The 26369-nt window shown below is 72.4% G+C and carries 18 protein-coding genes and 1 pseudogene; 6 read left to right on the top strand and 13 right to left on the bottom strand.

The annotated features are described in order from the left end of the window. Positions 1-22: 22 nt before the first annotated feature. A complete protein-coding gene (locus tag RCR19_RS20670; protein ID WP_331266480.1) occupies positions 23-811 on the bottom strand; it encodes an SIS domain-containing protein in 789 nt (262 codons plus the stop codon). Positions 812-1084: 273 nt separating this feature from the next. Between RCR19_RS20670 and RCR19_RS20665 the strand changes: the two genes are divergently transcribed. The 3 genes from RCR19_RS20665 (at position 1085) to RCR19_RS20655 (ending at position 5061) form a co-directional block, all read left to right on the top strand. Continuing rightward, a complete protein-coding gene (locus RCR19_RS20665; protein WP_059127077.1) occupies positions 1085-1777 on the top strand; it encodes a metal-dependent transcriptional regulator in 693 nt (230 codons plus the stop codon). Between the two features lie 69 nt (positions 1778-1846). Next, positions 1847-3427 (top strand): IS1182 family transposase, encoded by a 1581-nt coding sequence (locus tag RCR19_RS20660; RefSeq protein ID WP_331269501.1) that lies wholly within the window; start codon positions 1847-1849, stop codon positions 3425-3427. A 773-nt stretch (positions 3428-4200) separates the two neighbouring features. After that, a complete protein-coding gene (locus RCR19_RS20655; RefSeq protein WP_331266479.1) occupies positions 4201-5061 on the top strand; it encodes an alpha/beta hydrolase in 861 nt (286 codons plus the stop codon). A gap of 368 nt (positions 5062-5429) precedes the next feature. Here the strand turns inward: RCR19_RS20655 and pdxH are convergent, their stop codons facing one another. After that, positions 5430-6068 carry a pyridoxamine 5'-phosphate oxidase gene (gene pdxH, locus RCR19_RS20650; protein ID WP_331269500.1) on the bottom strand — a complete coding sequence of 213 codons (639 nt, stop codon included), beginning with the start codon at positions 6066-6068 and terminating at the stop codon, positions 5430-5432. Between the two features lie 458 nt (positions 6069-6526). Between pdxH and RCR19_RS20645 the strand changes: the two genes are divergently transcribed. Continuing rightward, entirely contained in the window at positions 6527-7627 is a 1101-nt protein-coding gene (locus tag RCR19_RS20645; protein WP_331266478.1) for a citrate synthase 2, read from the top strand. A gap of 83 nt (positions 7628-7710) precedes the next feature. Here the strand turns inward: RCR19_RS20645 and RCR19_RS20640 are convergent, their stop codons facing one another. The 9 genes from RCR19_RS20640 to RCR19_RS20600 all read right to left on the bottom strand — a co-directional run bounded on the left by RCR19_RS20640 (position 7711) and on the right by RCR19_RS20600 (position 19130). Further along, on the bottom strand, positions 7711-8727 hold the full coding sequence (locus RCR19_RS20640) for a 2-oxoglutarate and iron-dependent oxygenase domain-containing protein (protein ID WP_331266477.1): 1017 nt from the start codon (positions 8725-8727) through the stop codon (positions 7711-7713). Positions 8728-8967: 240 nt separating this feature from the next. Beyond that, entirely contained in the window at positions 8968-9567 is a 600-nt protein-coding gene (locus tag RCR19_RS20635) for a TetR/AcrR family transcriptional regulator (RefSeq protein WP_331266476.1), read from the bottom strand. Beyond that, positions 9555-10292, bottom strand: coding sequence for an enoyl-CoA hydratase family protein (locus RCR19_RS20630; protein WP_331266475.1), 738 nt, complete (start codon positions 10290-10292; stop codon positions 9555-9557). The genes RCR19_RS20635 and RCR19_RS20630 overlap by 13 nt, the downstream gene beginning before the upstream one ends. Continuing rightward, entirely contained in the window at positions 10289-11854 is a 1566-nt protein-coding gene (locus RCR19_RS20625) for a 4-coumarate--CoA ligase family protein (RefSeq protein ID WP_331266474.1), read from the bottom strand. Before RCR19_RS20625 ends, RCR19_RS20630 begins: the two co-directional genes overlap by 4 nt. Before the next feature lie 46 nt (positions 11855-11900). After that, the gene (locus tag RCR19_RS20620; RefSeq protein ID WP_331266473.1) at positions 11901-13061 is read right to left on the bottom strand and encodes an acyl-CoA dehydrogenase family protein; all 1161 of its coding nucleotides are present in this window, start codon (positions 13059-13061) and stop codon (positions 11901-11903) included. A gap of 55 nt (positions 13062-13116) precedes the next feature. After that, on the bottom strand, positions 13117-14958 hold the full coding sequence (locus tag RCR19_RS20615; RefSeq protein ID WP_331266472.1) for a biotin carboxylase N-terminal domain-containing protein: 1842 nt from the start codon (positions 14956-14958) through the stop codon (positions 13117-13119). Between the two features lie 5 nt (positions 14959-14963). After that, positions 14964-16562, bottom strand: coding sequence for a carboxyl transferase domain-containing protein (locus RCR19_RS20610; RefSeq protein WP_331266471.1), 1599 nt, complete (start codon positions 16560-16562; stop codon positions 14964-14966). A gap of 37 nt (positions 16563-16599) precedes the next feature. Next, positions 16600-18336 carry an acyclic terpene utilization AtuA family protein gene (locus RCR19_RS20605; RefSeq protein ID WP_331266470.1) on the bottom strand — a complete coding sequence of 579 codons (1737 nt, stop codon included), beginning with the start codon at positions 18334-18336 and terminating at the stop codon, positions 16600-16602. Next, entirely contained in the window at positions 18333-19130 is a 798-nt protein-coding gene (locus RCR19_RS20600; RefSeq protein ID WP_331266469.1) for a TIGR03084 family metal-binding protein, read from the bottom strand. The genes RCR19_RS20605 and RCR19_RS20600 overlap by 4 nt, the downstream gene beginning before the upstream one ends. Positions 19131-19376: 246 nt before the next feature. Between RCR19_RS20600 and RCR19_RS20595 the strand changes: the two are divergent. Together RCR19_RS20595 and RCR19_RS20590 are read left to right on the top strand one after the other, a co-directional pair. Then, positions 19377-21085: pseudogene (locus RCR19_RS20595) on the top strand (ABC transporter ATP-binding protein). Continuing rightward, positions 21082-22035 carry an EamA family transporter gene (locus RCR19_RS20590; RefSeq protein ID WP_331266468.1) on the top strand — a complete coding sequence of 318 codons (954 nt, stop codon included), beginning with the start codon at positions 21082-21084 and terminating at the stop codon, positions 22033-22035. Before RCR19_RS20595 ends, RCR19_RS20590 begins: the two are co-directional and overlap by 4 nt. Positions 22036-22038: 3 nt before the next feature. Here RCR19_RS20590 and RCR19_RS20585 read toward each other — a convergent pair whose 3' ends face one another. Together RCR19_RS20585 and RCR19_RS20580 are read right to left on the bottom strand one after the other, a co-directional pair. Then, a complete protein-coding gene (locus RCR19_RS20585) occupies positions 22039-23166 on the bottom strand; it encodes a peptidoglycan bridge formation glycyltransferase FemA/FemB family protein (RefSeq protein ID WP_331266467.1) in 1128 nt (375 codons plus the stop codon). Positions 23167-23352: 186 nt separating this feature from the next. Then, the gene (locus tag RCR19_RS20580) at positions 23353-26280 is read right to left on the bottom strand and encodes an FAD-binding and (Fe-S)-binding domain-containing protein (RefSeq protein ID WP_331266466.1); all 2928 of its coding nucleotides are present in this window, start codon (positions 26278-26280) and stop codon (positions 23353-23355) included. Between the last annotated feature and the right edge of the window lie 89 nt (positions 26281-26369).

Raw genomic sequence — 26369 nt, 5'->3', positions numbered from 1 at the left:
GCCTGATCCGAACGACAGGCCCTCAGCCCTGTCGGTAGAAGATCCGGTCGCCGTACTCCCGCATGACCCGGGCGTTCCAGTCGTGGCCCCCGTCGACGTTCCCGGACCGCAGCAGCGGCGGTTCGACGCCTCGGTCCGAGAGGACGCCGGCGGCCGTCGCCATCACCGCCTGGAGCAGGGCCGTGGTCACGACGGTCGAGGCGGGGGCGAAGGGGGCGGGGATGGCGTCGAGGGTGAGTGTCGCGTCGCCCACTGCGATCTTGGAGTCGAGGACGATGTCGCAGTGGTCCTTGAGGTAAGTGCCCGAGGCGTGCCGCGAGCCGGTCTCCGAGGCGTACGCCACCGAGGTGACCCCGATGACCTTGACCCCCCGTGCACGGGCGCTCGTCGCCATCTCCACCGGGAGGGCGTTGCGGCCGGACAGGGAGATGATCACCAGGAGGTCGCCGGACCGGAGCGGGCTGCAGTCGAGGACCGCGCCGGCCAGACCGTCCACCCGCTCCAGCGCCGAGCCCAGCGTCGCCGGCATGACGTCGACCCCGACGACCCCCGGCACCGCGAGCAGGTTCATCAGGGCGAGGCCGCCCGCCCGGTAGACCATGTCCTGGGCGGCCAGCGAGGAGTGCCCGGCCCCGAACGCGAACAGGCGGCCGCCCGCGGCGACCACGTCCGCGACCAGGGTGCCCGCCGCGGCGATCTCCTCCGCTTCCTCGTCCCGCACCCGTCGAAGCATGCCGATGGCCGCGTCGAAGAACCGCCCGGCCAGTTCGTTCCCGCCCTGCGGCTCCCCGCCACTCGGCTGCTCGCTCATCGGCGACGCCCCTTCGAAGTCTCGGTGTCCCGTTCTCGACCGGCCGTCGACCGCACGGCGCAACGACGCCCCCGGGGGCGGCCCGTGTCGCGGATCACGTTGCGGTCCGGACCAGAGGGATGTCAATACGGACGGGCCCAGGGGGGCCGCTCGGCGGCCCGGGTTTCGCGGGCTCTCCCCGGTTGTCAGCGCGATGCGTCAGAATTGAGTCCAGGGCCAGCGCACACGCCGGTGAGCCTTCGAGCCTCCGGCAGATTCCATCGAGGGGCACGTATGTCCGGACTGATCGACACCACGGAGATGTATCTCCGCACCATCCTCGAGCTGGAGGAGGAAGGCGTGGTCCCCATGCGCGCCCGCATCGCCGAGCGGCTCGACCAGAGCGGCCCGACGGTCAGCCAGACCGTGGCGCGCATGGAACGCGACGGGCTGGTGTCGGTCGCGGCCGACCGCCACCTGGAGCTCACGGACGAGGGCCGCCGCCTGGCCACCCGTGTGATGCGCAAGCACCGTCTCGCCGAGTGCCTGCTGGTCGACGTGATCGGCCTGGAGTGGGAGCAGGTGCACGCCGAGGCGTGCCGCTGGGAGCACGTGATGAGCGAGGCGGTCGAGCGCCGCGTCGTCGAGCTGCTGCGGCACCCCACCGAGTCGCCGTACGGCAACCCGATCCCGGGTCTGGAGGAGCTGGGCGAGAAGGACGGGGCGGACCCGTTCCTGGACGCGAGCATGGTGTCGCTGGCCGAGCTGGACCCGGGCACCGACGGCAAGACCGTCGTCGTCCGGCGTATCGGCGAGCCCATCCAGACCGACGCCCAGCTGATGTACACGCTGCGGCGGGCCGGCGTGCAGCCCGGCTCGGTGGTCAGCGTGACGGAGTCCGCGGGCGGGGTGCTCGTCGGCAGCGGCGGCGAGGCGGCCGAGCTGGAGTCGGAGGTCGCTTCCCACGTGTTCGTGGCCAAGCGCTAGAAGACTCATGAAGATCTTGGGGTTCTGGCCCCACCGTGTGAGCGGTGGGGCCAGACTCGTTGTGTGGTGATGGGGGAATGGGTCGGGGAGACGGTCGGGCCGGATGTGTGGGAGACCTGCCGGGAGTTGATCCCGGTAGGGAGTGTGTTCGCGTTCCTGGCCGAGGACCGCGGTGCGCTGTTCCCGGCGGAGATGTTCGCGGACATGTACCCCTCGGGGAACGGACGGCCCAGCATGCCGCCGCAGATCCTGGCCTCGGCGGTCACGCTGCAGGCCCTGCACGGGCTGTCGGACTTCGAGACGGTCCAGGAACTGCGGTGCGACCTGCGGTGGAAGGCCGCCTGCGGACTCGGCCTGCACGACATGGCGTTCGATCCGTCGCTGCTGGCCTACTTCCGCCGCCGCCTTTCCCGGTCGGCCCGGCCGAATCGGGTCTTCGAGGCGGTGCGGGAGGTGGTGAAGGCGACCGGTGTCCTCAAGGGCAAGCACCGGCGGGCTTTGGACTCCACCGTGCTGGACGACGCGGTCGCCACCCAGGACACCGTCACCCAGATCATCGCCGCCATCCGCGCGGTGATCCGCGAGGTTCCCGGCGCCGACCAGATCGCGGCCGTGCAGTGCACCGCGCACGACTACACCGATCCCGGCAAACCCCGCATCGCCTGGAACGATGAGCAGGCCCGCGCCGACCTCGTCGACTCCCTCGTCGGTGACGCGCTCAGGCTGCTGGGCCACCTGCCTGACCAGCAGCTCGGTGAGAAGGCTGCGAACGCGGTGGGCCTGCTGGCCCTGGTCGCCGGACAGGACGTCGAACCCGCCGAGGACTCCGACGGCCGTGACGGGCGCTGGCGCATCACTCGGGGCACCGCCTACGACCGGATGGTCTCCACCGTCGATGGCGAAGCCCGGCACATCCACAAGACACGCACCCACCAGCAGGACGGATACAAAGCCCACCTGGCCATCGAGCCGGAGACCGCGTTATACACCGCTGTGACCCTCACCCCCGGTGTCGGGCCCGAGCACCACGAGGCCACCATCGGCGTGGACCTGCTCGCCGAGGAAGACGGGCCGGTGGACGCCTTCGGCGACACCGCCTACTCCACCGGCGAGGCCCGCCAGGCCCTCGAAGCAGCAGGCCACCGGCTGTTTTTCAAACCCGCCCCGCTACGGCCTGCCGTCCCCGGCGGTTTCACCCTGGACGACTTCCGTATCGACACCGCCGCCGCCACGGTGAGCTGCCCCGCTGGACACACCGTCCCCCTGTCGGACCCCGGCGGGCAGAACAACCAGCGCAAGGCTGCCTTCGGGAACCTGTGCACCGGATGCCCCCTACGTGAGCGGTGCACCAAAGCCAAGGCCGGCCGCATCCTGACCATCCGTCCCCACCACGACCTGCTCGCGGCCGCCCGCCGCCAGGCCACCGCCGACCCTGACTGGCAAGCCGACTACCGCCGCTGGAGACCACCGGTCGAACGCGCCGTCGCCTGGCTCGTCCACCACGGCAACCGCAGACTCCGCTACCGCGGCACCATCGCCAACGACACCTGGCTCCACACCCGAGCCGCCGCCCTCAACCTCCGCCGACTGATCAACCTCGGACTCACCCGCACAGGCAACACCTGGACGATCAACCCCGCCACCGCATAGACCAAGGGGCCACCCGGCCCAGAAACCAGACAGCCCCACCAAGATCTTCATGAGTCTTCTAGGCGGAGTCCCGCAGACGGCCGGCCGATCTTTCGGCTCGCACGGTCCCGACGCGCACGGCCTTCATCGGAGCCACGCAATGCGGGTGACTCCAGGGGCTGTTGTGATGACTTCGCGATCCTGCCGAATCCAAGATCCAGTGCGCGGAATCGCAGCGTTCGGGCCGTGCGCATGCAAGGCTGTCGCATGAGGCATATGACCGGAGAGCTCGTGGCCACGGGGTGACAGCGATATCACCTGGTCAGGGAGGGGGCGGATGGATGTGCCGCAGACAAGGGAAGAGCCCCGGCGCCTTGTGGCGCCGGGGCCTGTCCTCCCCTGTTCCGACCCGGAGCCCCGAGCTCCCAGGGTCGTCCCCCTCGGACCGTTTTTCCCCGAGCGGTCCGCCTCCCGCTGAAGATCTCCCCGCGGAACCGACGGCCAATCCTCGAGGAAGGTCACTCGAAGGAGGGGTGTTGCCTCCAGAAGCACCATTTTCGAATAGTCATTCGATAGCGTGGCGGCCATGGCCCCACCCGATCGTGCGCCACGACGACCGGCGCATCCCGTGACTCGGCGAGCGACGGCACCACACAGGGCCGGCACCGGCACCCGGCGACGGCGGTGACCGGCACCACCAGCAGAAGCAGCAGGACAACAGCGGCAGTACGACGAGCGCGTGGACCGGCCGGCGGAAGCAGGCGGTCCGGACGGAGCAGGGGGGTGCCACGAGCATGGTGCGGCGCATCGACGTGACCGGAGCGGGCGGCCTACGCCTCGCGGCCTGGGAGTTCGCCGACCCGCCCAAGACAGGGGAGAACGAGCGGGCACCGGGAGTGCTGTTACTCCACGGGCTGATGGGCCGCGCCTCGCACTGGGCGCCCACAGCCCGCTGGCTCTCCGAGCGGCACCGCGCCGTCGCACTCGACCAGCGCGGTCACGGTCAGAGCGACAAACCGCCCGAAGGGGCGTACACCCGCGAGGCCTACATCGACGACGCCGAGGCCGCCCTTGAACAGCTCGGCCTCGCCCCGGCCGTCCTCATCGGCCACGCCATGGGCGCCCTGACCGCCTGGCAGCTCGCCGCCAAACGCCCCGACCTGGTGCGCGGCCTGATCATCTGCGATATGCGCGCCTCCGCGCTCGGCGCCGCCTCGCAGCGCGAGTGGGAGAGCTGGTTCAAGTCCTGGCCGCTGCCCTTCGCCACACTCGCCGACGTACGGAAGTGGTTCGGCGAGGACGACCCCTGGGTGGAGCGCCCGAATCCGGCCCGCGGCGAGTTCTACGCCGAGGTGATGGCCGAGTCCGAGGACGGCTGGCGGCCCGTCTTCGAACCGGAGCAGATGCTGAAGTCCCGCCAGACCTGGGTGTACGACGCGCACTGGGAGGAGCTGGCGCAGGTGCAGTGCCCGGCCCTGGTCGTCCGCGGCCTCGACGGCGAGCTCGGCCGTGCCGAGTCGCAGGAGATGGTGCGCGTCCTGCCGCACGGCCGCTACGCGGAGGTCGCGGAGGCCGGACACCTCGTCCACTACGACCAGCCGGAGGCGTGGCGCACGGCGGTCGAACCGTTCCTGGAGGGCGTACTCACCCCCTGAGCAGCGGAAACGGTGCGCGCGGCAGGACGATCGCCCGACTACGGCAAAAAGCGGTTGATCCTGGCGCGATGGGTTCTTAGGGTGGCTGGTACTTCGGAAAGGAGGTGGTTCGGCAGATGTATGAATACCGGACGGAAGAGGTGACTGCGGGCTAGTGGCCCGCCGTCGTACTCGGTTCGGCGCCGGACCAGCGCGTGCGAGAAGCGCGCAGCCGGCCTAATCCAACGCAGTCACCCGACCCGCGAGCTCGCCGGTACGTCCGGCCGGCTCCCCCGCCGTCAGGCAGGGGGACCTGAGCTCGCGGGTCGTCTGCGTATCGGGGCGGCCGAGCCCGGCACGAGCCGCCCGGCAGGGCCCCGCACACGGCCTCAGGGACTCAGCCGCTCCACCCGCCACGCGCCGTCCGGTTCCGCGATATAACGGAGGCGGTCGTGGAGGCGGTTCTCACGGCCCTGCCAGAACTCGACCGTTCGGGGCGTGACGCGAAAACCACCCCAGTTCGGCGGGACGGGAACCTCGGAGCCCTCGGGATAGCGGGCGCTCAGCTGCTCGTACGCGGTGTCGAGTTCCGCACGCGAGGCGATCACCGAGGACTGCGCGCTGGCCCAGGCACCGAGCCGGGAGCCGTGCGGGCGGGTGCGGAAGTAGGCGGTCGTCTCCTCGCGGCCGGTGCGGTGGGCGGTGCCGGTGACGATCACCTGGCGGGCCATCGGATGCCACGGGAAGAGCAGCGAGATGTGCGGGTTGACCGCCAGGTCCCGGGCCTTGCGGGACTCGTAGTTGGTGTAGAAGACGAAGCCCTGCGCGTCGTAGCCCTTCATCAGGACCGTACGGGAACTGAGCAGGCCGTCCGCGTCCGCCGTGGAGACCACCATCGCGTTCGGCTCGTAGATCATCCCGGCCACCGCGGCCTGCGCCGCCTGTTCGAACCAGCGCGCGAACTGCTCCATCGGCACGGCGGCCAGCGACGACGCGTCGAGCCCTTCGGCACGGTAGTGCGCCCGCATCTCGGCGGGATCGTGCGCCAGGTCCTCGGTGGGCCCCTGGGCCGCCGCACGTTCGACAATGGGTTCGATCTCCGGCTCCGCGGCGTAGGCGGCGGGCGGTTCGGCTGCGGGCTCGTCCGGGTAGCGGTCGGTCACCCGGTCATCTTGCCCCATGCCCTTGGCACTTCGATGGGGTGCGGTTCATCACTGCGTGGCACTGAGTGCCGCCACCTCTCCCCAAAGGTGGCACTCGGGGATATCGTGCAGATGCCGTTCGGGTTGGGTGACCGCCGACCGATCGGGGCATCACCGGATTGACCGTTTCGGACCGCGAGTCCTTCGTCAGCGACCGCGGAACCGGGACGGCGCACCTCCCCCTGACAGCCGACGTCCACCACCTCAGTCCCAGCGGCTCGTGGACGCGGCCGACGGGAACCCCACAGACCACATCCGCCGCACACATCACGAGGAGCCGCCTGATGTCCGACTTCGTACCCGGGCTCGAGGGAGTCGTCGCGTTCGAGACGGAGATCGCCGAACCGGACAAGGAGGGCGGTGCCCTGCGATACCGGGGCGTCGACATCGAGGAACTGGTGGGCCAGGTCTCCTTCGGCAACGTCTGGGGACTGCTGGTCGACGGCGCCTTCAATCCCGGCCTGCCGCCCGCCGAGCCCTTCCCCATCCCCGTGCACTCCGGTGACATCCGTGTCGACGTGCAGTCGGCGCTCGCCATGCTCGCCCCGGTGTGGGGTCTGAAGCCGCTCCTGGACATCGACGTCGAGCAGGCCCGCGAGGACCTGGCCCGCGCCGCCGTCATGGCCCTGTCCTACGTCGCCCAGTCGGCACGCGGACAGGGGCTGCCGATGGTGCCGCAGAGCGAGATCGACAAGGCGCACTCCGTCGTGGAACGGTTCATGATCCGCTGGCGGGGCGAGCCGGACCCGAAGCACGTGGCGGCCGTCGACGCCTACTGGACGTCCGCCGCCGAGCACGGCATGAACGCCTCCACCTTCACGGCCCGGGTGATCGCGTCCACGGGCGCGGACGTCGCCGCCGCGCTGTCCGGCGCGGTGGGCGCCATGTCCGGTCCGCTGCACGGCGGTGCGCCCTCGCGTGTGCTCGGCATGATCGAGGAGATCGAGCGCACCGGTGACGCGGAGGCCTATGTGAAGCGTGCTCTCGACCAGGGCGAGCGGCTGATGGGCTTCGGACACCGGGTGTACCGCGCCGAGGACCCGCGTGCCCGTGTGCTGCGCCGTACGGCCCGAGAGCTCGGTGCGCCGCGCTTCGAGATCGCGGAGGCGCTGGAGAAGGCGGCCCTGGAGGAGCTGCACAACCGCCGACCCGACCGTGTGCTCGCCACGAACGTGGAGTTCTGGGCGGCGATCATGCTGGACTTCGCCGAGGTTCCGGCGCACATGTTCACGTCGATGTTCACCTGCGCCCGTACGGCGGGCTGGTCGGCGCACATCCTGGAGCAGAAGCGCACCGGCCGGCTGGTACGGCCGTCCGCACGCTATGTCGGTCCCGCCCCGCGAGGCCCTCAGGAGATCGAGGGTTACGCGGACATCTCGCGCTGACCGCACCGCGCGAGGGCATCCCGTTCACCGCCGAACGCGACGCGGCCCCGCGTCCGGCGGAAGGGGCGCGGAGCCGTCCGGCGTCACGCGGGGCTCAGCAGTTCCGCGTGATGCCGGGCCGCTGCCGCCGGATGCGCCCGCAGCTTGCCCTTCAGCTCGTTGAAGCCGTACTCCGCGAACAGCGGGTTGGCCGGGTCGTCGGTGACACCGGGCGCGGTGGCGGCGTACGGGAAGGGCAGCGGCTCCACTCGGGCGTCCAGACGGGGGTTGAAGAAGAACGGCACGGAGAACCGCTCGGTGGCGCCGGGCGGGCTGACGACCCGGTGGTTGGTCGCGATCAGATAGCCGTCGGTCGCCACCTCCAGCAGCTCACCGAGGTTGACCACGAACGCTCCCTCCAGTGGCGGAACGTCGTGGAAGAGTCCGTCCGCGCGCTGCACCTGGAGTCCGCCGATCCGGTCCTGGAGCAGCAAGGTCAGGAATCCGTAGTCCTTGTGGGCGCCGACCCCCTGGCCGGCGCCGTCGCCGGCGCTCCCGGGGTAGCGCACGAGCTTGAGGTGCGGGTGCGCACGGCCGCCGAAGACCGGGTCGTAGAAGCCGGCGGGCGCACCGATCGCGGTGAGGAGCTCGTGCAGCAGCCGCCGGGCGACCGCGCCGAGCCGGTCGATCCAGGCGAGCGCGGCGGACCGCAGTTCGGGGACGGCGCCCGGCCACTGGTTGGGGCCCTGCAGCCACCAGTAGGCGGGCTCGCCCGGGCCGGGTGCGCGGGCGGGTCGTTCGGCGCCTATGTCCAGTTGGTCGCGCCAGTCACGGGTGCCGCCGGTGCGTTCGTCCCCGATGCGGGTGTAGCCGCGGAAGTGCGGCGAGTTCACGTTGTCGAGGGCGAGGCGGTCGGCCGCCGGGAGCGCGAAGAAGGCGTGCATGGCGTCGAGCAGGGCATCGGTCTCGGCCCGGGTGACACCGTGCCCGACGAGCTGGAAGAAGCCCACGTCATGGGCGGCGCTGTGCAGCTGGGCGTGCAGCAGCGCCCGTGCCTGGGGGCCGCGGTCGGCGGCCGAGAGGTCGATGATCGGGAGCTGGTCGTACGACGGGTTCGTCATGGGGTGCGTCCGCGGGGTCTACGGGGGCAGGAGCGTCCGCGGAGGATGGTGCGGACCCCTGGGTGCCACCGGGGGAGGAAGAGGGGCTGGGTCAGGCGGAAGGCCGACAGCCCATGCTCGTGACGCGCACGTAGTCCACGTGGCGGCGTCGGACGAGCATCGGAGGCATGAGGGCAAGGGTACTGCGGGGTGCGCGGAACGGACGGGCCGCGCACGACGGCCGCGGAGGGTGGGCCGCTCTCAGCCCAGCGCCTCCTCCAGCAACACGCCCCACTGGGCCACCACCCGGTCCCGGCGGGCCCCGTCGTCGGTGAGCAGGTTGGCGAGACCGAGGCCACGGGCCATGTCGAGCAGCCCCTGGACGGTTTCACGGGCGCCGGGACGTGATTCGTCGGCGCCGAGCAGGTCCACGGCGATGCGGTGGGTCTCGCGGCCGACCCGGGCCTCCAGCTCCGTCACGCGCGGCCGCAGCTGGTCCTCGTCGCAGGCGGCGACCCACAGATGCAGAGCCGCACGGAACAGCGGCCCGGTGTACAGGTCGACGAGGGCGGCGACCACCGCACGGCGGTCGGCCGCCCCTTGCGGGAACAGGGCCCGTAGCGCCGTGGAGCGCTCCTCGGCGACGTACTCGACGGCGGCCGTGAACAGGTCCTCACGGGTGGGGAAGTGGTGCTGCGCCGCGCCCCGGGAGACGCCGGCGCGTTCGGCTACGACGGAGACCGTGGAGCCCGCCCAGCCGTGTTCGGCGAGACAGGCCACGGCGGCCTCGAGGAGCCGCTGCCGGGTGGCCCGGCTGCGGTCCTGTTTGGGAACGCGTTCGACCGCGTTCACACCACCCATGCGGGGTCCCGTCGCTCGAGGAAGGCCGTCATCCCCTCGCGGGCCTGCGGCGAGGAGAACAGCCGGGCCGAGAGCGCGGTCAGTTCGGCCGCGTCCCGGTCGAAGGTCTCCCGCACACTAGCCGTGAGCAGTAGTTTTGTCTCGGCCAGCCCCTGGGGCGAGGCCCTGCGCAGCCCGTCGAGCACGGGCGCGAGCACCGCGTCGACGTCGTCGCCCGCCGCGGTGAGCAGCCCGGTGCGCACGGCCTCGGCGGCGTCGAAGCGTTCGCCGGTGAGGTAGTAGCGGGCGAGGGCGCGGGGGTCCGTGCGCGGCAGCAGGGGCAGGGAGATGACGGCCGGGGCGACTCCGATGCGCACCTCGGTGAAGGCGAAGGTGGCCTCCGCCGAGGCGGCCGCGATGTCGCAGGCGCCCAGCAGCCCGAGGCCGCCCGCCCGTACGTGCCCCCTCACCCGGGCGACCACGGGTTTGCGCAGTTCGACGATCTGCCGCAACAGCCCGACCAGGGCGTCCGGGTGCGGCGGGTCACGCAGATCGGCGCCGGCGCAGAAGGTGTTCCCGGTGTGGGTGAGGAGGACGGCCCGTACGTCGTCGTCCTTGCCGCAGCGGGTGAGCGCCGCGGTCAGGGCGCCGACGAGCGCGCCCGACAGTGCGTTGCGGTTGCCGGGCGAGTCGAGGGTGACGGTGGTGACGCCGCGGTCGTCCGCGGTGTGGACGAGTTCGCTCACGAGCGCTCCCTGAGCTGCCGGCGGAGTATCTTCCCGGACGCGGCCCTCGGCACTCCCTCGACGAAGGTGACCCGCCGGACCCGCTTGTAGGGGGCGACACGTTCGGCGACGTACATCATGACCTCGCCCGCGGAGAGCTCCTCCGCGCCCGGCTGGCGTACCACGAAGGCGTGCGGGACCTCGTTGTTGTCGTCGTCGTAGACACCGATGACGGCGGCGTCCCCGATCTTCGGGTGGGTCAGCAGAAGCGCCTCCAGTTCGGCGGGCGCCACCTGGAATCCCTTGTACTTGATGAGTTCCTTGACCCGGTCCACGACGAAGAGCCAGCCGTCACCGTCCACATGGCCGATGTCCCCGGTGTGCAGCCAGCCGTCCGGGTCGATCATCGCGTCGGTCGCTCCGGGCTGCCCCAGATAGCCCTTCATCACCTGGGGACCGCGGATGGCGATCTCGCCGGTCTCGCCGACGCCGAGGTCCTTGTCCGGATCGTCGAGGGAGAGGATGCGCATCTCGGTGCCCGCGACGAGCTTGCCGACCGTGCCGGGGGGCGCGTCGCGGGCGTCCAGGGGCACGACATGGGTGCACGGGGACAGTTCCGTCATGCCGTAGCCCTGGCCGATGGGCGGCAGGCCGAGCCGCTCGGCGCAGGCCACCGCCAGGCTCGCGTCCAGGGGCGCCGCGGCGCTGATGATGTACTTCAGGGACGACAGGTCGTACCGCGCGACGGTCGGGTGCTTGGCGAGCGCCAGCACGATCGGCGGCGCCACGTACAGGCCGGTGATGCGGTGGTCCTGGATGGACGCCAGGAAGGAGTCCAGGTCGAAGCGCGGCAGCACCACGACGGTGGCCCCCTGCCGCAGGGGTGCGTTCATCAGGGCCGTCATGCCGTAGATGTGGAAGAAGGGCAGCACGGCGAGGATGCGCTCGCCCGGCCCCGTCCCGATCAGCGGGCGGATCTGGGCGAGGTTGGTGGCTATCTGACGGTGCGTGAGCATCACGCCCTTGGGCATGCCCGTGGTCCCGGACGAGTACGGGAGGACGGCGACGTCCTGCACCGGGTCCATGTCGACCTCGGGTTCGGGCGCGGCCGTCGCCAGCATGTCGATCAGGGAGCGGTGTCCGGGCGCGCTGTCGCAGACGAAGATCTCCTGTACGCCGCCGGCCTTGTCGGCGGCCGTGCGTGCCGTGTCCAGGAGGGGCGACACGGTGACGATCCAGCGGGCGCCCGAGTCGCGCAGCTGCTTGGCGAGTTCCTCGACCGTGGCGAGCGGGTGCACGGTCGTGACCGAGGCCCCCGCGCGCGTGGCGGCGTAGAAGGCGGTCGGGAAGGCGATGGTGTTGGGGCTGTGCAGGGCGAGGACATCACCCTTGCGCACCCCCGCCTCGACGAGGGCGGCGGCCAACCGCCGGTGGAACCGGTCGAGTTGCTCGTAGGTGAGCGTGGTGCCGTCCACCCCGTCGATCAGGGCGGGCAGCTCACCGAACTCGGCGGCCCGGCCGAGCACCGCGTCGTGGATGGGCATCTCGACGGCCGGGACGTCCGCATACTGGCTTCGGAACACGGTTCCTCCTCGTACGACTCTGTACGACTGCGGTACGGCTGCGGGGCTAGTAGGACTTCGGCAGCCCCAGGGTCTGGTGGGAGACGTAGTTGAGAATCATCTCCCGGCTCACCGGTGCGATACGAGACACGCGCGCCGCCGTGATGAGCGAGGCCAGTCCGAACTCCCGCGTGAGCCCGTTGCCGCCGAGGGTGTGCACGGCCTGGTCGACGGCCTTCACACAGGCCTCCCCCGCGGCGTACTTGGCCATGTTCGCGGCCTCGCCCGCGCCGGCGTCGTCCCCGGAGTCGTACAGGAAAGCCGCCTTCTGCATCATCAGGCGGGCCAGTTCCAGATCGATGTGCGCCTGTGCGAGGGGGTGGGCGATCGCCTGGTGGGCGCCGATGGGCTGCTTCCAGACGGTGCGGTCGCGGGCGTACTCGACGGCACGGGAGAGCGCGTAGCGGCCCATGCCGATCGCGAAGGCGGCGGTCATCACGCGTTCGGGGTTGAGCCCGGCGAACAGCTGGAGCAGTCCCGCGTCCTCGTCGCCGACGAGCGCGTCGGCGGGCAGCCGCACGTCGTCCAGGGTCAGCTCGAACTGCTTCTCCGCGCCGGAGAGTTCCATGTCGATCCGCCGCCGCCCGAAGCCCGGCGTATCCCGCGGGACGACGAACAGGCAGGGCTTGAGCCGTCCGGTCCGGGCGTCCTGGGTGCGGCCGACGATCAGGGTCTCGTCGGCGATGTCGACGCCGGAGATGAACACCTTGCGGCCGGTGAGGAGCCAGTCGGCGCCGTCACGGCGTGCGGTGGTGGTGATGCGGTGCGAGTTGGAGCCGGCGTCGGGTTCGGTGATGCCGAAGGCCATGGTGCGGGTGCCGTCCGCCAGGCCCGGCAGCCAGCGACGCTTCTGCGCCTCCGTGCCGAACCGGGAGATGACCGTGCCGCAGATCGCCGGCGAGACGACGAGCATGAGCAGGGGACAGCCCGCGGCGCCCAGTTCCTCGAGCACGATGGCGAGTTCGGCTATGCCCTCGCCGCCGCCTCCGTAGGCCTCCGGCAGGTTGACGCCGAGATAGCCCAGTTCGGCCGCCTCGGACCAGAGTTCGGTGGGGTGACGGTTCTCGGCGATGACGGTGGAGAGGTAGTCGCGCCCGTAGCGTTTGCCGAGGGCGGCCACGGCCGAGCGGAGGGCTCGCTGTTCTTCGGTCTCGATGGCGGGGCTCATATCGGTCTCCCGGGTACGGAGTTGACGTGGTTGCTCGCGCGGTTCCCCGGTCCTCTCACGGGGCGGACTCCACCACGGCCAGCAATGTCCCGACCTCGACCTGCCGGCCCGGACTGGCGTGGAGAGCGCTCAACGTGCCGCCGGCCGGCGCCGTGATCCTGTGCTCCATCTTCATCGCCTCCAGCCAGAGCAGCGGCTGACCGGCCTCGACGGCGGCTCCGACGGTCACGCCCTCGGCCACCCGCACGACCGTGCCCGGCATCGGCGCGAGCAGGGACCCGGGGACGTGGTCGGTGGTGGGTGCGCGGAAGCGGGGCAGGGCGGTGAGGGCGGTCGGGCCGACGTACACCTGATCGCCGTACCGGGACACCCGGAACCTCCGGTGCACCCCGTCCACTTCGAGGACGACGAGACCGGAGTCGGCGTGCACCACGCGCACCCCGTCCGCCGCCAGACCCTGCCGTGTGTGCCGGTAGTGGACCTCGTGCTCCTCGCCCGCCACCAGGAACCGCCTGGACTGAGGCTGCGACGGCAGATTGCGCCAGCCGCCGAACCGCGAACGGCCCTGTGCGTCCGCCAGCGCGGCGGCCAGGGCGGCGTACGGGTCGGGCGCGGGCTCGGTCAGTTCGGCCAGGTGCCGTTCGTAGAAGCCCGTGTCCATCCGGGCCGCGGTGAACTCCCCGTGCCGCAGGGAGCGGACGAGCAGGTCCCTGTTGGTCACCGGGCCGTGGACCTCCGCACGCTCCAGGGCGCTCGCCAGCTTGCGGATCGCCTCGGCCCGCGTGGGGGCGTGCGCGACGGCCTTGGCGAGCATCGGGTCGTAGTGGACGCCGATGGTGTCCCCGTCCGCGTACCCGGTGTCCAGCCGCACGTCCGGGACCGCGAGGCGGTGCAGCGTGCCGGTCTGCGGGGCCCACCGATGTGCCGGGTCCTCCGCGTAGAGCCGGGCCTCGATCGCGTGTCCCTGTGCCTGCGGCGGTTCGGCGTCCAGGGCCGCTCCCTCGGCCACCCGGATCTGCAGCGCCACGAGGTCGATCCCGAACACCGCCTCGGTGACCGGGTGTTCCACCTGGAGCCGGGTGTTCATCTCGAGGAAGTGCGCCCGGTCGCCCGCGACCAGGAACTCCACCGTCCCGGCCCCCACGTAGTCCACCGCGCGGGCGGCCCGTACGGCCATCGCGCCCAGGCGGTCGGCGAGTTCCTGCGCCAGATCCGGCGCGGGGGCCTCCTCGATCACCTTCTGGTGACGTCGCTGGAGGGAGCAGTCGCGGGTCCCGAGCGCCCATACCGTGCCGTGCGTGTCGGCGAGGATCTGCACCTCGACATGGCGTCCCCCCTCGACATACGGCTCGACGAAAACCTCGTCGTCCCCGAAGGCGCCGAGCGCCTCGGCGCGCGCCGCCGTCAGCGCGGCGTCCAGGTCGTCGAGGTCCCGCACGATCCGCATACCGCGCCCGCCGCCGCCGGCCGCCGCCTTGACCAGGACGGGCAGGTCGTCGGCGGTGACCGTGGCCGGCGGCTCAAGGCCCATCAGCTTCTTCGCCCGGGTCTTCGAGGCCATCGCCTCGATCGCCTCCGGCGGGGGACCGATCCACACCAGGCCCGCGTCGAGCACCGCGCGCGCGAAGTCGGCGTTCTCGGAGAGGAATCCGTACCCGGGGTGGACGGCGTCGGCGCCCGCCGCGAGGGCGGCCTTCACGATCAGGTCGCCACGCAGATACGTCTCGGCGGGTGCCGCACCGGGAAGCCGGACCGTCGCGTCGGCCACCCGGGTGTGGAGCGCGTCCGCATCGGCGTCCGAGTGCACGGCCACGGTGCGGATACCCAGCTCACGAGAGGTTCGGGCGATACGGCAGGCGATCTCACCGCGGTTCGCCACCAGAACGGAAGTAATCACGGGCCTCACATCCGGAAGACGCCGAATCCGCCACGCGCGCCCTCGTAGGGCGCCGTGTGGATCGCGGACAGGCACAGGCCGAGGACGGTGCGGGTGTCGCGGGGATCGATGACCCCGTCGTCGTACAGCCGCCCGGACAGGAACATCGGCAGGGACTCGGACTCGATCTGCTGCTCCACCATGGCGCGCAGGGCGGCGTCGGCGTCCTCGTCGTAGGGCCGTCCCTTGGCCGCCGCGGACTGCCGGGCGACGATCGAGAGCACACCGGCGAGCTGCTGCGGCCCCATGACGGCGGACTTGGCGCTCGGCCAGGCGAACAGGAAGCGCGGGTCGTACGCCCTTCCGCACATGCCGTAGTGCCCCGCCCCGTAGGAGGCGCCCATGAGCACGGACAGATGCGGCACCCTGCTGTTGGACACCGCGTTGATCATCATCGCGCCGTGCTTGATGATCCCGCCCTGCTCGTACTCCTTGCCGACCATGTAGCCGGTGGTGTTGTGCAGGAACAGCAGCGGGATGTCCCGCTGGTTGGCGAGCTGGATGAACTGGGCCGCCTTCTGGGACTCCTCGCTGAAGAGCACCCCCTGGGCGTTCGCCAGCACCCCGATCGGATAGCCGTGCAGGCTCGCCCACCCGGTGCACAGGCTCCTGCCGTACAGCGGCTTGAACTCGTCGAAGTCCGAGGCGTCGACGATCCGGGCGATCACCTCGCGCGGATCGAAGGGCGCCTTCAGGTCGCCGGGCACGATGCCGAGGAGTTCCTCCGCGTCGTACTCGGGCGGGAGCGCCGGACCCGGATCGGGGTGCGCCTTGCGGTGGTTGAGGCGGGCGACGACCCGGCGGGCCTGGCGCAGGGCGTCCTGCTCGTCGACGGCGAAGTAGTCGGCGAGACCCGAGACCCGTGCGTGCATCTCGGCGCCGCCGAGGGACTCGTCGTCGCTCTCCTCGCCGGTGGCCATCTTCACCAGCGGGGGACCGCCCAGGAAGACCTTGGCACGCTCCTTGACCATGATCACGTGGTCGGACATGCCCGGGATGTAGGCGCCGCCGGCCGTCGAGTTCCCGAAGACGACCGCGACCGTGGGGATGCCGGCCGCGGACAGCCGCGTGAGGTCGCGGAAGATGGCCCCGCCGGGGATGAAGATCTCCTTCTGGGACGGCAGGTCGGCGCCGCCCGACTCGACCAGGCTGATGCACGGCAGCCGGTTGGCGAGCGCGATGTCGTTGGCGCGCAGCGCCTTCTTCAGGCTCCACGGGTTGCTGGCGCCGCCGCGCACGGTCGGGTCGTTGGCGGTGATCAGGCACTCGACGCCTTCGACGACACCGATGCCGGTGACCAGCGAGGCTCCGACCGTGTAGTCGCTTCCCCAGGCGGCGAGCGGGGACAGCTCCAGGAACGGCGTGTCCGGGTCGAGGAGCAGCTCGATGCGCTCGCGGGCGAGCAGTTTGCCGCGCCCGCGATGCCGCTCGACGTACTTCTCGCCGCCGCCCGCCAGCGCCTTGGCGTGTTCGGTGTCGAGTTCGGCGAGTTTGGCGAGCATGACGTCGCGATGGGCCCGGTGGTCGGGGTCGTCGACGTCCACGGCCGTGGAAAGGACCGTCACGGGCGGGCCTCCGGGATCTCGGACGGATGGGCGGGGGTCACAGGAGGGCCTCCGGCAGATCGAGGTGGCGGGCGCGCAGCCATTCGCCGAGGCCCTTGGCCTGCGGGTCGAATCGGGCCTGCGCGGCGACGCCCTCGCCGAGGATCCCCTCGACGACGAAGTTGAGGGCGCGCAGGTTGGGCAGGACATGACGGACGACGTTCAGACCGGCCGTCTCGGGCAGGAGTTCACGGAAACGGTCGACGGTCAGGGTGTGGGCGAGCCACCGCCAGGCCTCCTCGGTGCGCACCCACACCCCGACGTTGGCGTCACCGCCCTTGTCACCGCTGCGGGCCCCGGCGACGAGGCCGAGAGGGGCGCGCCGGGTCGGTCCAGGGACCGGCGGCTGCGGCAGGCGCGGCTCGGGCACCTCCTCCAGGACGCGGGTGCCGCCGGCCGGGTCCACGGCGATCCGCCGCCCGTCGTGGAGCACCGCCGCATGGTCCACGCCGTCCCGGGGCACATAGGCCGACTCGAAGACCCCGTAGGGGGATCCCTTCCCCGGTGGGGCGACCACATGGAAGCCGGGATAACTCGCGAGGGCCAGCTCGATCGCCGCGCCGCTGAGCGCCCGGCCCACCGTCTCCTCGGCCGGGTCGCGCACGACGAGCCGGAGCAGGGCGCTCGCCGTCTCCTCGGTCGGCGCGTCGGGGCGATCGGTGCGGGCGAGCTCCCAGCGCACGTGTGCCGGGCGGCACCCGGCCGCGTCCAGGGCCGCCTCCATCTGCGCTCTCACCAGCGCGGCCTTGGCCTCGACGTCGAGCCCGGTCAGCACGAAGGCGACCTCGTTGCGGAAGCCGCCCAGACGGTTCAGGCCGACCTTCAGGGCGGGGGGCGGCGCCTCTCCCCGCACGCCCTCGATCCGCACCCGGTCGGGCCCTTCCTGGGAGAGGCGGACCGAGTCGAGGCGCGCGGTGACATCGGGACCCGCGTACCGGGCGCCCGCCGTCTCGTACAGCAACTGCGCCGTGACCGTGCCGACGTCCACGACACCGCCGGTTCCCTCGTGCTTGGTGATCACGCTGCTGCCGTCCTCGTGGAGTTCGGCCAGCGGGAAGCCGGGCCGGCGCAGCAGCTCGGGCGAATGTGCGGTGAAGAAGGCGTAGTTGCCACCGGTGGCCTGCGCCCCGCACTCCAGGACGTGTCCGGCGACCACCGCGCCCGCCAGCCGGTCGTACTCCGCCGGCCCCCAGCCGAAGTGGGCGAGGGCCGGTCCGGCGACGAGCGCGGCGTCCGTGACGCGACCGGTGACCACGATGTCGGCGCCCTCGCGCAGGCACGCGGCGATGCCGTGGCCGCCGAGGTAGGCATGGGCGGCGAGCAGGCCCGCGGGGGGCGCCGCCGGCCGACCCGTGCCGGGGTCCCGGGAGAAGGAGCCGGTGAGGTCGTCGCCCTCGACGTGGGCCACCCGCACCGGGATCCCCAGGCGGTCGGCCGACTCCCGCACCGCATCGGCCAGCCCCGCCGGGTTGAGGCCGCCGGCGTTGGTCACGATCCGCACGTTCCGCTCATGGGCGAGGCCCAGGCACTCCTCCAACTGGCCGAGGAACGTGCGTGCATAGCCTCCGGCGGGGTTCTTGAGGCGGTCGCGGCCCAGGATCAGCATCGTCAGCTCGGCGAGGTAGTCGCCGGTGACCACGTCGAGGGGGCCGCCGGTGAGCATCTCGCGCAGCGCGTCGAAGCGGTCGCCGTAGAAGCCGGAGGCGTTGCCTATGCGCAGCGGCCCGGCGGTCACCGGCCCGCCCTCTTCGGTTCCCGTCCTGCACCCGGCGGGCCCGCGAAGGCCTGCGCGATGTCCAGCCACCGGTCCGCGTCCGGACCCTCGGCCCGGACCGCGAGGTCGGCCCGGTGGGCGCGCTGGGTCACCAGCAGGCAGAAGTCGAGTGCGGGGCCGGTCACCCGCTGGGCGGCGTCGTGCGGCCCGTACGTCCACACGTCGTTCCCGGAAGGCGCGACCAGCTCCACCCGGAACTCCTGTGCGGGCGCGCTCAACCCCCGTACGCCGAAGGCGAAGTCCCGCGCCCGCACCCCGATGCGGACCACATGGCGCAGCCGGTCGGTGGGAGTACGCACCACCCCGAGCGTGTCGGCGACGTCCTGCCCGTGCGCCCAGGTCTCCATCAGCCGTCCGGTGGCCATGGACGCCGCCGACATGGGCGGCCCGTACCAGGGGAAGCGGGTGCCGGAAGGCGCCGTGCGCAGTGCCCGGTCGAGAGCGGCCCGGCCCTCGCGCCACTCGGAGAGCAGCCGGGCGGGCGGCAGCGCGGCGCCCTCACCCGCGGCCTCGTCGACCCAGGTGTCGGGGGATGCCAGCGCCTTCTCCACCTCCGCGCCGAAGCCCTCGGTGTCGGTGACGGCCAGCAGGGCGGCGCGGTCCGTCCAGGCGAGGTGCGCGATCTGGTGGGCGAGGGTCCAGCCCGCGGCGGGCGTGGGAAGCGCCCAGCGGGACTCCTCCAACCCGGCCACGAGCCGGTCGAGTTCCTCACTCTCCCGGCCCAGATCGTCGATCACGGACGATGCGTCGGACACGATGCGCTCCCCTCGGGGCACGACGATGTGCGTGGGGAGCATGGCAGCGGCCGAAGAAACAAGCAAGCATGCTTGCATGGATCTCCGGTCACAGGGATCCCACAGCCCGGCACCCCCGGCCACAGGGCCCACCCAGCCGATCCCCCGGAATGCCGGCGATCTCCCAGGTACTCACAGCCCTCACACTCCTTTTCCCGCCATTTCCCCGAACACGCGGACGACGACCAGCACGACGGCACCCCCACCATCCCCGCCCGTACCGCCTTCCGGCGCTTCTGGCCGCTGACCGAGGGGCTGCGGTCCGGTCTGGTGGCCGTGTGGTTGTGCACGGTCCTGGCCGCGCTCGCCGAGACCGGGGCCGTGCTGCTGTTCGGTGAACTCACCGACCGGGCCCTGCAGAAGGGGTCGTTGAGTGCCTTCTGGGACCCGGCCCTGGAGTGGCTGGGCGTCGCCGCCGCGGGCGCGGTCGTGACCTACGCGGGCAACTCGCTCGCCGCGTGGGTGACCGAGCGGTTCGTGATGCGGCTGCACGCTCATGTCTTCGACCACGTACAGAAGTTGCCGCCGCACTTCTTCCAACGGCACCGGCAGGGGGACCTGCTGTCCCGGCTGACGGGTGACGTCGAGGCGATCGAGACCATGCTCGTCTCCGGTCTTGTCGGCGCCGCCTCCGCGGCCTTCAGCGCGCCCTTCTACGCGGTCGCGGCGTTCTGGCTGCGCTGGGACCTGGCCACGGCCGCCTTTGTCCTCGCCCCGCTGTTCTGGCTGGCGGCCCGCCGCTTCTCGGGCTCCGTCGGGGGACGCCTCGCGCGCCGGCCGGGTCGCCGACGGCGCGATCACCTCCGTGGTCGAGGAGTCGCTCGGCAACATCGTGCTCACCCAGGCGTACGACCGCCGGGACGCCGAGCGCAGGCGGCTGGCCGTGGAGGCGGGCGCCTGGTTCCGCGCCTCCGTCCGCTCGGCCCGCCTCAACGAGGCGTACGGATGCTGCTGCGCTTCTACGACCCGACTCCGGCTCGCTCCTGCTCGACTCCACCCCGATCCGCGACCTCCCGCCGGCCCGGCTGCGCGAATACGTCACGCTCCTGCCGCAGGAGACGCTCGTCCTGCACGACACCGTCCGCGCGGACATCGCCTGCGGCAGGCCGGGCGCGAGCGACCGGGCGATCGTCGAGGCGGCGCGGGCGGCCGACGCGCACTCATCGTGCGGCTCCCCGAGGGATACGGCACCGAGGTCGATCCGCACGCGCCGCGTCTGTCCGGGGGCCAGCTCCAGCGCCTCGGCATCGCCCGGGCCGTCCTGCGCGACGCGCCCGTCCTGGTCCTGGACGAGCCGACGACCGGCCCCGACGCGACGGCCGCGCGACGGGTCCTCGCACCGCTGCGGCGGCTGACGGCCGGACGCACGACGATCATGATCACGCATGATCTGAACCTGGCGCCGGACGCCGACCGCATCCTCGTCGTCGACCGGGGCCGCGTCGTCGAGACCGGCCGCCATGACGAGTTGCTGGCCCGGGGCGGGGCGTACAGCCGTCTGCACCGGTCGAACAACGCGCCGATGGACACGGGGGAACCGCGGCCGGCTCTCTTCCCCCGGCCGGCTCCAGCCGCGGACGCGGCGCCCCCGGGCTTCCCGGCCTGACCACGCGGACGCCGCCCTCGGCGGTGTGCCCCGCGGGTACACGCGGGCGATCGATCCCTGTGGCACTGCTCACCCTCCCTCGTCCGGCCCGTTCGAGCCGGGCGGCCCCACCTCCGCTCCGCGCGGCCAACTCCGCGGCGAGGGGCTCCGGTTCCACGACGGGACGCCCTGGCACGGCGTCCGCCCCGCACCCGGCCGTCCGGTACAGGCGCGTCACGGGTTCACACACCTGACGCAGTCCACTACCCTGGACCAGCAGGTACACGATGCTGAACGAACCTCAAGTCAACTGCACTGGAAGGCCCCGTGAACACGCCCAGCGCCGCCCCCTCCACCCCGGCCCCGGTCGCCACCGGACCGGTATCCGCGCACCCGGTGTCCGGCGGGCCGCGCCGCCGGGGATCCCTCGGGCCCGTGGGTCTGGTCCTCGCCGGAGGTGTCTCCGTGCAGTTCGGCGGGGCGCTCGCGGTGAGCCTGATGCCACGGGCCGGCGCGCTCGGCGTAGTGACCCTGCGACTCGTGGTCGCTGCCGTCGTCCTGCTTCTGGTCTGCCGGCCCCGGCTGCGCGGCCACGCACGCGCCGACTGGGGCACGGTCGTCGTCTTCGGCGTCACCATGGCCGCGATGAACGGTCTCTTCTACCAGGCAGTGGATCGCATCCCCCTGGGCCCCGCGGTCACCCTCGAGGTCCTCGGCCCGCTGGCCCTCTCCGTCCTCGCCTCCCGGCGTGCGGTGAACCTGGTCTGGGCGGGCCTGGCGCTCGCCGGCGTCTTCCTCCTCGGCGGCGGGGGCTTCGGCGACCTCGACATGGCGGGGGTCGGCTTCGCACTCTCGGCGGGAGCGATGTGGGCGGCGTACATCGTCTTCAGCGCCCGCACGGGGCGGCGCTTCCCGCAGGCCGACGGGCTGGCACTCGCGATGGCGGTCGCGGCCGTGGTGTTCGTGCCGCTGGGGGTCGCCGAGTCGGGCGCGAAACTGCTCGTGCCGACCACGATCGGCCTGGGCGCGGCCGTGGCGGTCCTCTCCTCGGTACTGCCCTACACCCTGGAACTGCTCGCCCTGCGCCGCCTGCCGGCCTCCACGTTCGCGATCCTGATGAGCCTGGAGCCGGCGGTCGCGGCGACCGCCGGCTTCCTGGTGCTCGACCAGTCCCCGAACGCGAGTCAGGCGGCGGCGATCGCACTGGTCATCGCCGCGAGCATGGGCGCGGTACGGACGCAGATCGGGCGGGGCGGGCCGGTCGCCGAGCCGGAGGCATGAGCGTCACCGGCGAGAGACGTACAGGTTCAGCGCCTTGTGCAGCAGGCGGTTGAGCGGCAGGTCCCACTCGCCGAGATACTCCACCGCCTGCCCGCCCGTGCCGACCTTGAAGCGGAGCAGGCCGAGGAGGTGGTTGGAATCCTCCAGGGTGTCGGTGATGCCGCGCAGGTCGTAGACGGCGGCGCCCCCCTCGTGGGCGTCGCTGAGCATGCGCCACTGGATCGCGTTGTTCGGCTGGACCTCGCGCCTGCGGCCGGTGGAGGCGCCGTACGAGTACCAGACGTGCGTACCGACCGTCAGCATCGTCGCGGCGGCGAGGACCTCGCCGTCGTGGTGGGCGAGATACAGCCGCATTCGGTCCGGGTCCTCGGCCGTCAGCGCGGTCCACATCCGCTGGAAGTACGGCAGCGGGCGCGGGAGGAAGCGGTCGCGCTCGGCGGTCTCGGTGTACAGGGCGTAGAAGGCCGGCAGGTCGTCGTAGTCTCCGCGGACCACCTTCACGCCGGCCTTCTCGGCCTTCTTCACATTGCGGCGCCACTGCTGGTTGAGACCGCGCTGGACGTCCTCCAGCGTCCGCCCCTCGAGCGGCACCTGGAAGACGTAACGGGGCTGCCCCGCCGCGAAGCCCTCCGAGCCGCCCGGCTCCGTCTGCCGCCAGCCCAGTCGGCGCAGCCGCTCCGCGACCTCGGCAGCGCGCGGCTCGTGCCCGGTCGCCGGAACGTCGCGCAGCCGATGTGCTCCCGGGTCCGCGATCGCCGCCTTGACGGCGTCCGCGCTCCAGCGGCGCGCGACCACGGGCGGGCCCATCTTGACCGAGAAGGCGCCGCGGCTCTTCAGATGGTCGACCAGCGGCCGGAGCCACCGGTCGAGGTCCGGCGCGTACCAGTCGATGACCGGGCCCTCGGGCAGATAGGCCAGATACCGCTTGAGCTTCGGCAGCGGGCGCAGCAGGACCAGGCCCACACCGACCGGCCGCCCGTCGCCGTCCTCCTCGAACCAGCCGAGGCTCTCCGCCTGCCAGTCCGACTTCACATCGCCCCAGGAGGGCAGCTGCAGGTGGCTGGCGGAGGGACGCGAGGCGATGAAGGCCAGGTGTTCCTCCCGCGAGACGGGGCGGATACGGAGGGTCATGCGGGTGCTCCTGGGTGCTGATGGGTGACGGCCGACGCCGACACGGACGCCGGACCGGGACCGGCTCCGGGCGCCGGGGTGTCGCGGCTCGCCGGCCGGGTCGGGGGCCGCTCGACCCCGCACCTCCATCCTTCCGAGGACCTTCCGTGCCGCCACGTCATCGGCGGGAGTTCACCGCGTTGGCCGTCACTCCTTCGTGCCCTCGCCACGGGCTCGTTCCAGCGCCTCCGCGAGCACCTCGGCCAGATGCCGCGCCGAGCGGCCCGCGAGCTGTTCCAGCTGCGTGCGGCAGGAGAAGCCGTCCGCCAGGACCACGGCGCCGTCGGGTGCCGCCGCCACCGCCGGGAGCAGCTGGTCCTCCGCACACGCCTTGGACACCTCGAAGTGGCCCTCGGTGAATCCGAAGTCGCCCGCCAGCCCGCAGCAACCGCCGCTCAGCTCCCCGGTCAGACCCACGGCCTCGCGCAGCCTGCGATCGGCCGCGTCGCCCAGGACGGCGTGCTGATGGCAGTGGGTCTGGCCGACCACCGGGCGGTTCACCCCGGGGGGAGTCCAGTCCGGGGCCAGACGCTCCAGCGCCTGCGCGAAGGTGACCACCGCGGAGGCGAGGCGGGCCGCCCGCGGATCGTCGTGCAGCAGCTCCGGCAGGTCGGTGCGGAGCGCCGCCGCGCAGCTGGGCTCGAGGACGACCACGGGGAGACCGGCCGCGAGTACGGGCTCCATCAGGTCGAGAGTCCGGCGCAGGACGATGCGGGCGCGGTCCAGCTGTCCAGTGGAGACATAGGTCAGACCGCAGCAGACCCGGCCGCGGCCTGCCCTCGGTCCCGCGCCGGCGGGCCACCCCTGCCCCGTACGCACCGCGGGCGGCAGAACCACGTCCAGACCCGCCGCCTCCAGCACCCGTACGGCCGCCTTGCCCACGGACGGCGACAGATGCTCCGTGAAGGTGTCCGGCCACAGGACGACACGCGAAGCGCCGTCCGTCCCGGTCCTCCCCCGCTCCGGCCCGCCGGACTCCCGCCGCCACCATCGGGTGAACGTCTCGCGCGCGAGCCGGGGGATCCCGCGCTCGGGGGCGATCCCGCCCAGCCGCCTGCCCAGCGCCGCCGGCAGCCGGGCGGACACAAGGGCGTTGAACAACGGCGCGGTCCTCGTGCGGGCGACCGCGCCGAGCCACACCGGCAGCCATCCCATCGCGTAGTGCGCGGCCGGTCTGCGCCGCCCCGCGTAGTGGTGGTGCAGGAACTCGGCCTTGTACGTGGCCATGTCCACACCGACCGGGCAGTCCGTGCGACAGCCCTTGCAGGACAGGCACAGGTCCAGGGCGTCCCGCACCTCCGTCGAACGCCAGCCGTCGGTGACCACCTCGCCCGCCAGCATCTCGTGCAGCAGCCGGGCCCGCCCGCGGGTGGAGTGCTCCTCGGCGCCGGTCGCCCGGAAGGAGGGGCACATCACGCCCGCACCGGACACCGCCGTCGTACGGCACTTGGCGACACCCACGCACCGGCGGACCGCCGCCGAGAAGTCGCCGCCGTCCGCCGGGTAGCCGAAGACGACGTCCACCGGCTCACGGGGGAGCACCGCGAATCGCAGGTTCTCGTCGAGGCGGGCCGGACGCACCAGCATCCCCGGGTTGAGCAGGTCGTCCGGGTCCCAGACGTCCTTGGCCCGCTCGAACAGCGCGACCAGGTCCGGTCCGTACATCTTCGGCAGCAGCTCCGCCCGCGCCTGGCCGTCACCGTGCTCACCGGAGAGCGAGCCGCCGTGGGAGACGACCAGTTCGGCGATCTCCTCGGAGAAGCGGCGGAAGCGGGCGATGCCTTGTGCCGACATGAGGTCGAAGTCGATGCGGACGTGGATGCAGCCGTCCCCGAAGTGGCCGTAGGGCGTGCCGCGCAGACCGTGGTCGGCCAGCAGGCGCCGGAAGTCCCGGAGGTAGTCGCCCAGTCGGGCCGGCGGCACCGCGCAGTCCTCCCAGCCCGGCCAGGCCTCTCCGGCCCCGTCCGGTGTCCGCGTCGCCGTGCCGCTCGCGTCCTCGCGCAGCCGCCACAGCGCACGCTGCCCGGCCGGATCCGCGACCACCACCGCGTCCATGACGTCCGCGGCCCGGACGATCTCCTCCGCAGCCGCGCGTGCCTGCGCCCCGCTCTCGCCGCCCACCTCCACGAACAGCCAGGCACCACCCCGCGGCAGCCCGGCCGACGGCGGTACGAGATCGGCGGCCATGCCCTCCACCGTCAGCGGGTGGTACGGCAGAAGTCCGGCCGCCGCCTCGGCGGCCGCGCTCTCGTCCGGGTACGCGAGCACGGCGAGCACGCGGGCGGGCGGTGTCCGCACGAGGCCGACCACCGCCTCGGTCAGCACGCCCAGGGTGCCCTCGGAGCCGCAGAAGGAGCGGGCCACGTCCGCGCCCCTCTCCGGGAGCAGCGCGTCCAGCGCGTACCCGGAGATGCGGCGCGGCAGGACCGGGTACCCCGTACGCAGCAGCGCCAGCTCGCCCTCCACCAGCCGGCGCAGCCCGTCGGGTGCGCCCCGCCAGCCGGGGCCCAGGGTCAGCCGCCCGCCCCGGGCGGTCAGCACCGACAGCTCGCGCACACTGTCGGCCGTGGTGCCCCAGGCCACCGAGTGGGAGCCGCACGCGTTGTTGCCGATCATCCCGCCCAGCGTGCAGCGTGAGTGCGTGGAGGGATCCGGTCCGAAGCGCAGGCCGTGCGGGGCGGCGGCCTCCTGGAGGCGGTCCAGGACCAGTCCCGGCTGCACCACCGCCGTGCGCGTACCGGGGTCGAGGGACACGATCCCGTTCATGTGCCGGGTGAAGTCGAGCACCACCCCGGTACCCGTCGCCTGCCCGGCGATCGACGTGCCGCCGCCGCGGGAGACGACCGGCACACCGCGCTCCCGGCACACGCTCAGCACCGCGGCCACGTCGTCCGCGTCGCGGGGTGCCACCACGCCGACCGGCTCCCGCCGGTAGTTGGACGCGTCCATGGTGTGCAGGGCCCTCGCGGTCCTGCCGAACTCGACCGCACCCCGTACGGCCGCGCGCAGCTCGGCGTACAACCCACCGGTGTCGCCGTGGCCCGCCTCCGGCCGCGGCTCCTCGAGATCCGTCATGCTCCCAGGATGCATCCGGACGGCCCGCCGACCGGTCCCGTGGCGGCGTGGGCCGGACGGCACCGCCGAGGAGGTTTGCCCCCACCCCT

The organism is Streptomyces sp. WAC07094, assembly GCF_036320405.1.
Lineage (GTDB): Bacteria > Actinomycetota > Actinomycetes > Streptomycetales > Streptomycetaceae > Streptomyces > Streptomyces lannensis.
This window is presented reverse-complemented; position numbering and strand designations above follow the sequence as displayed.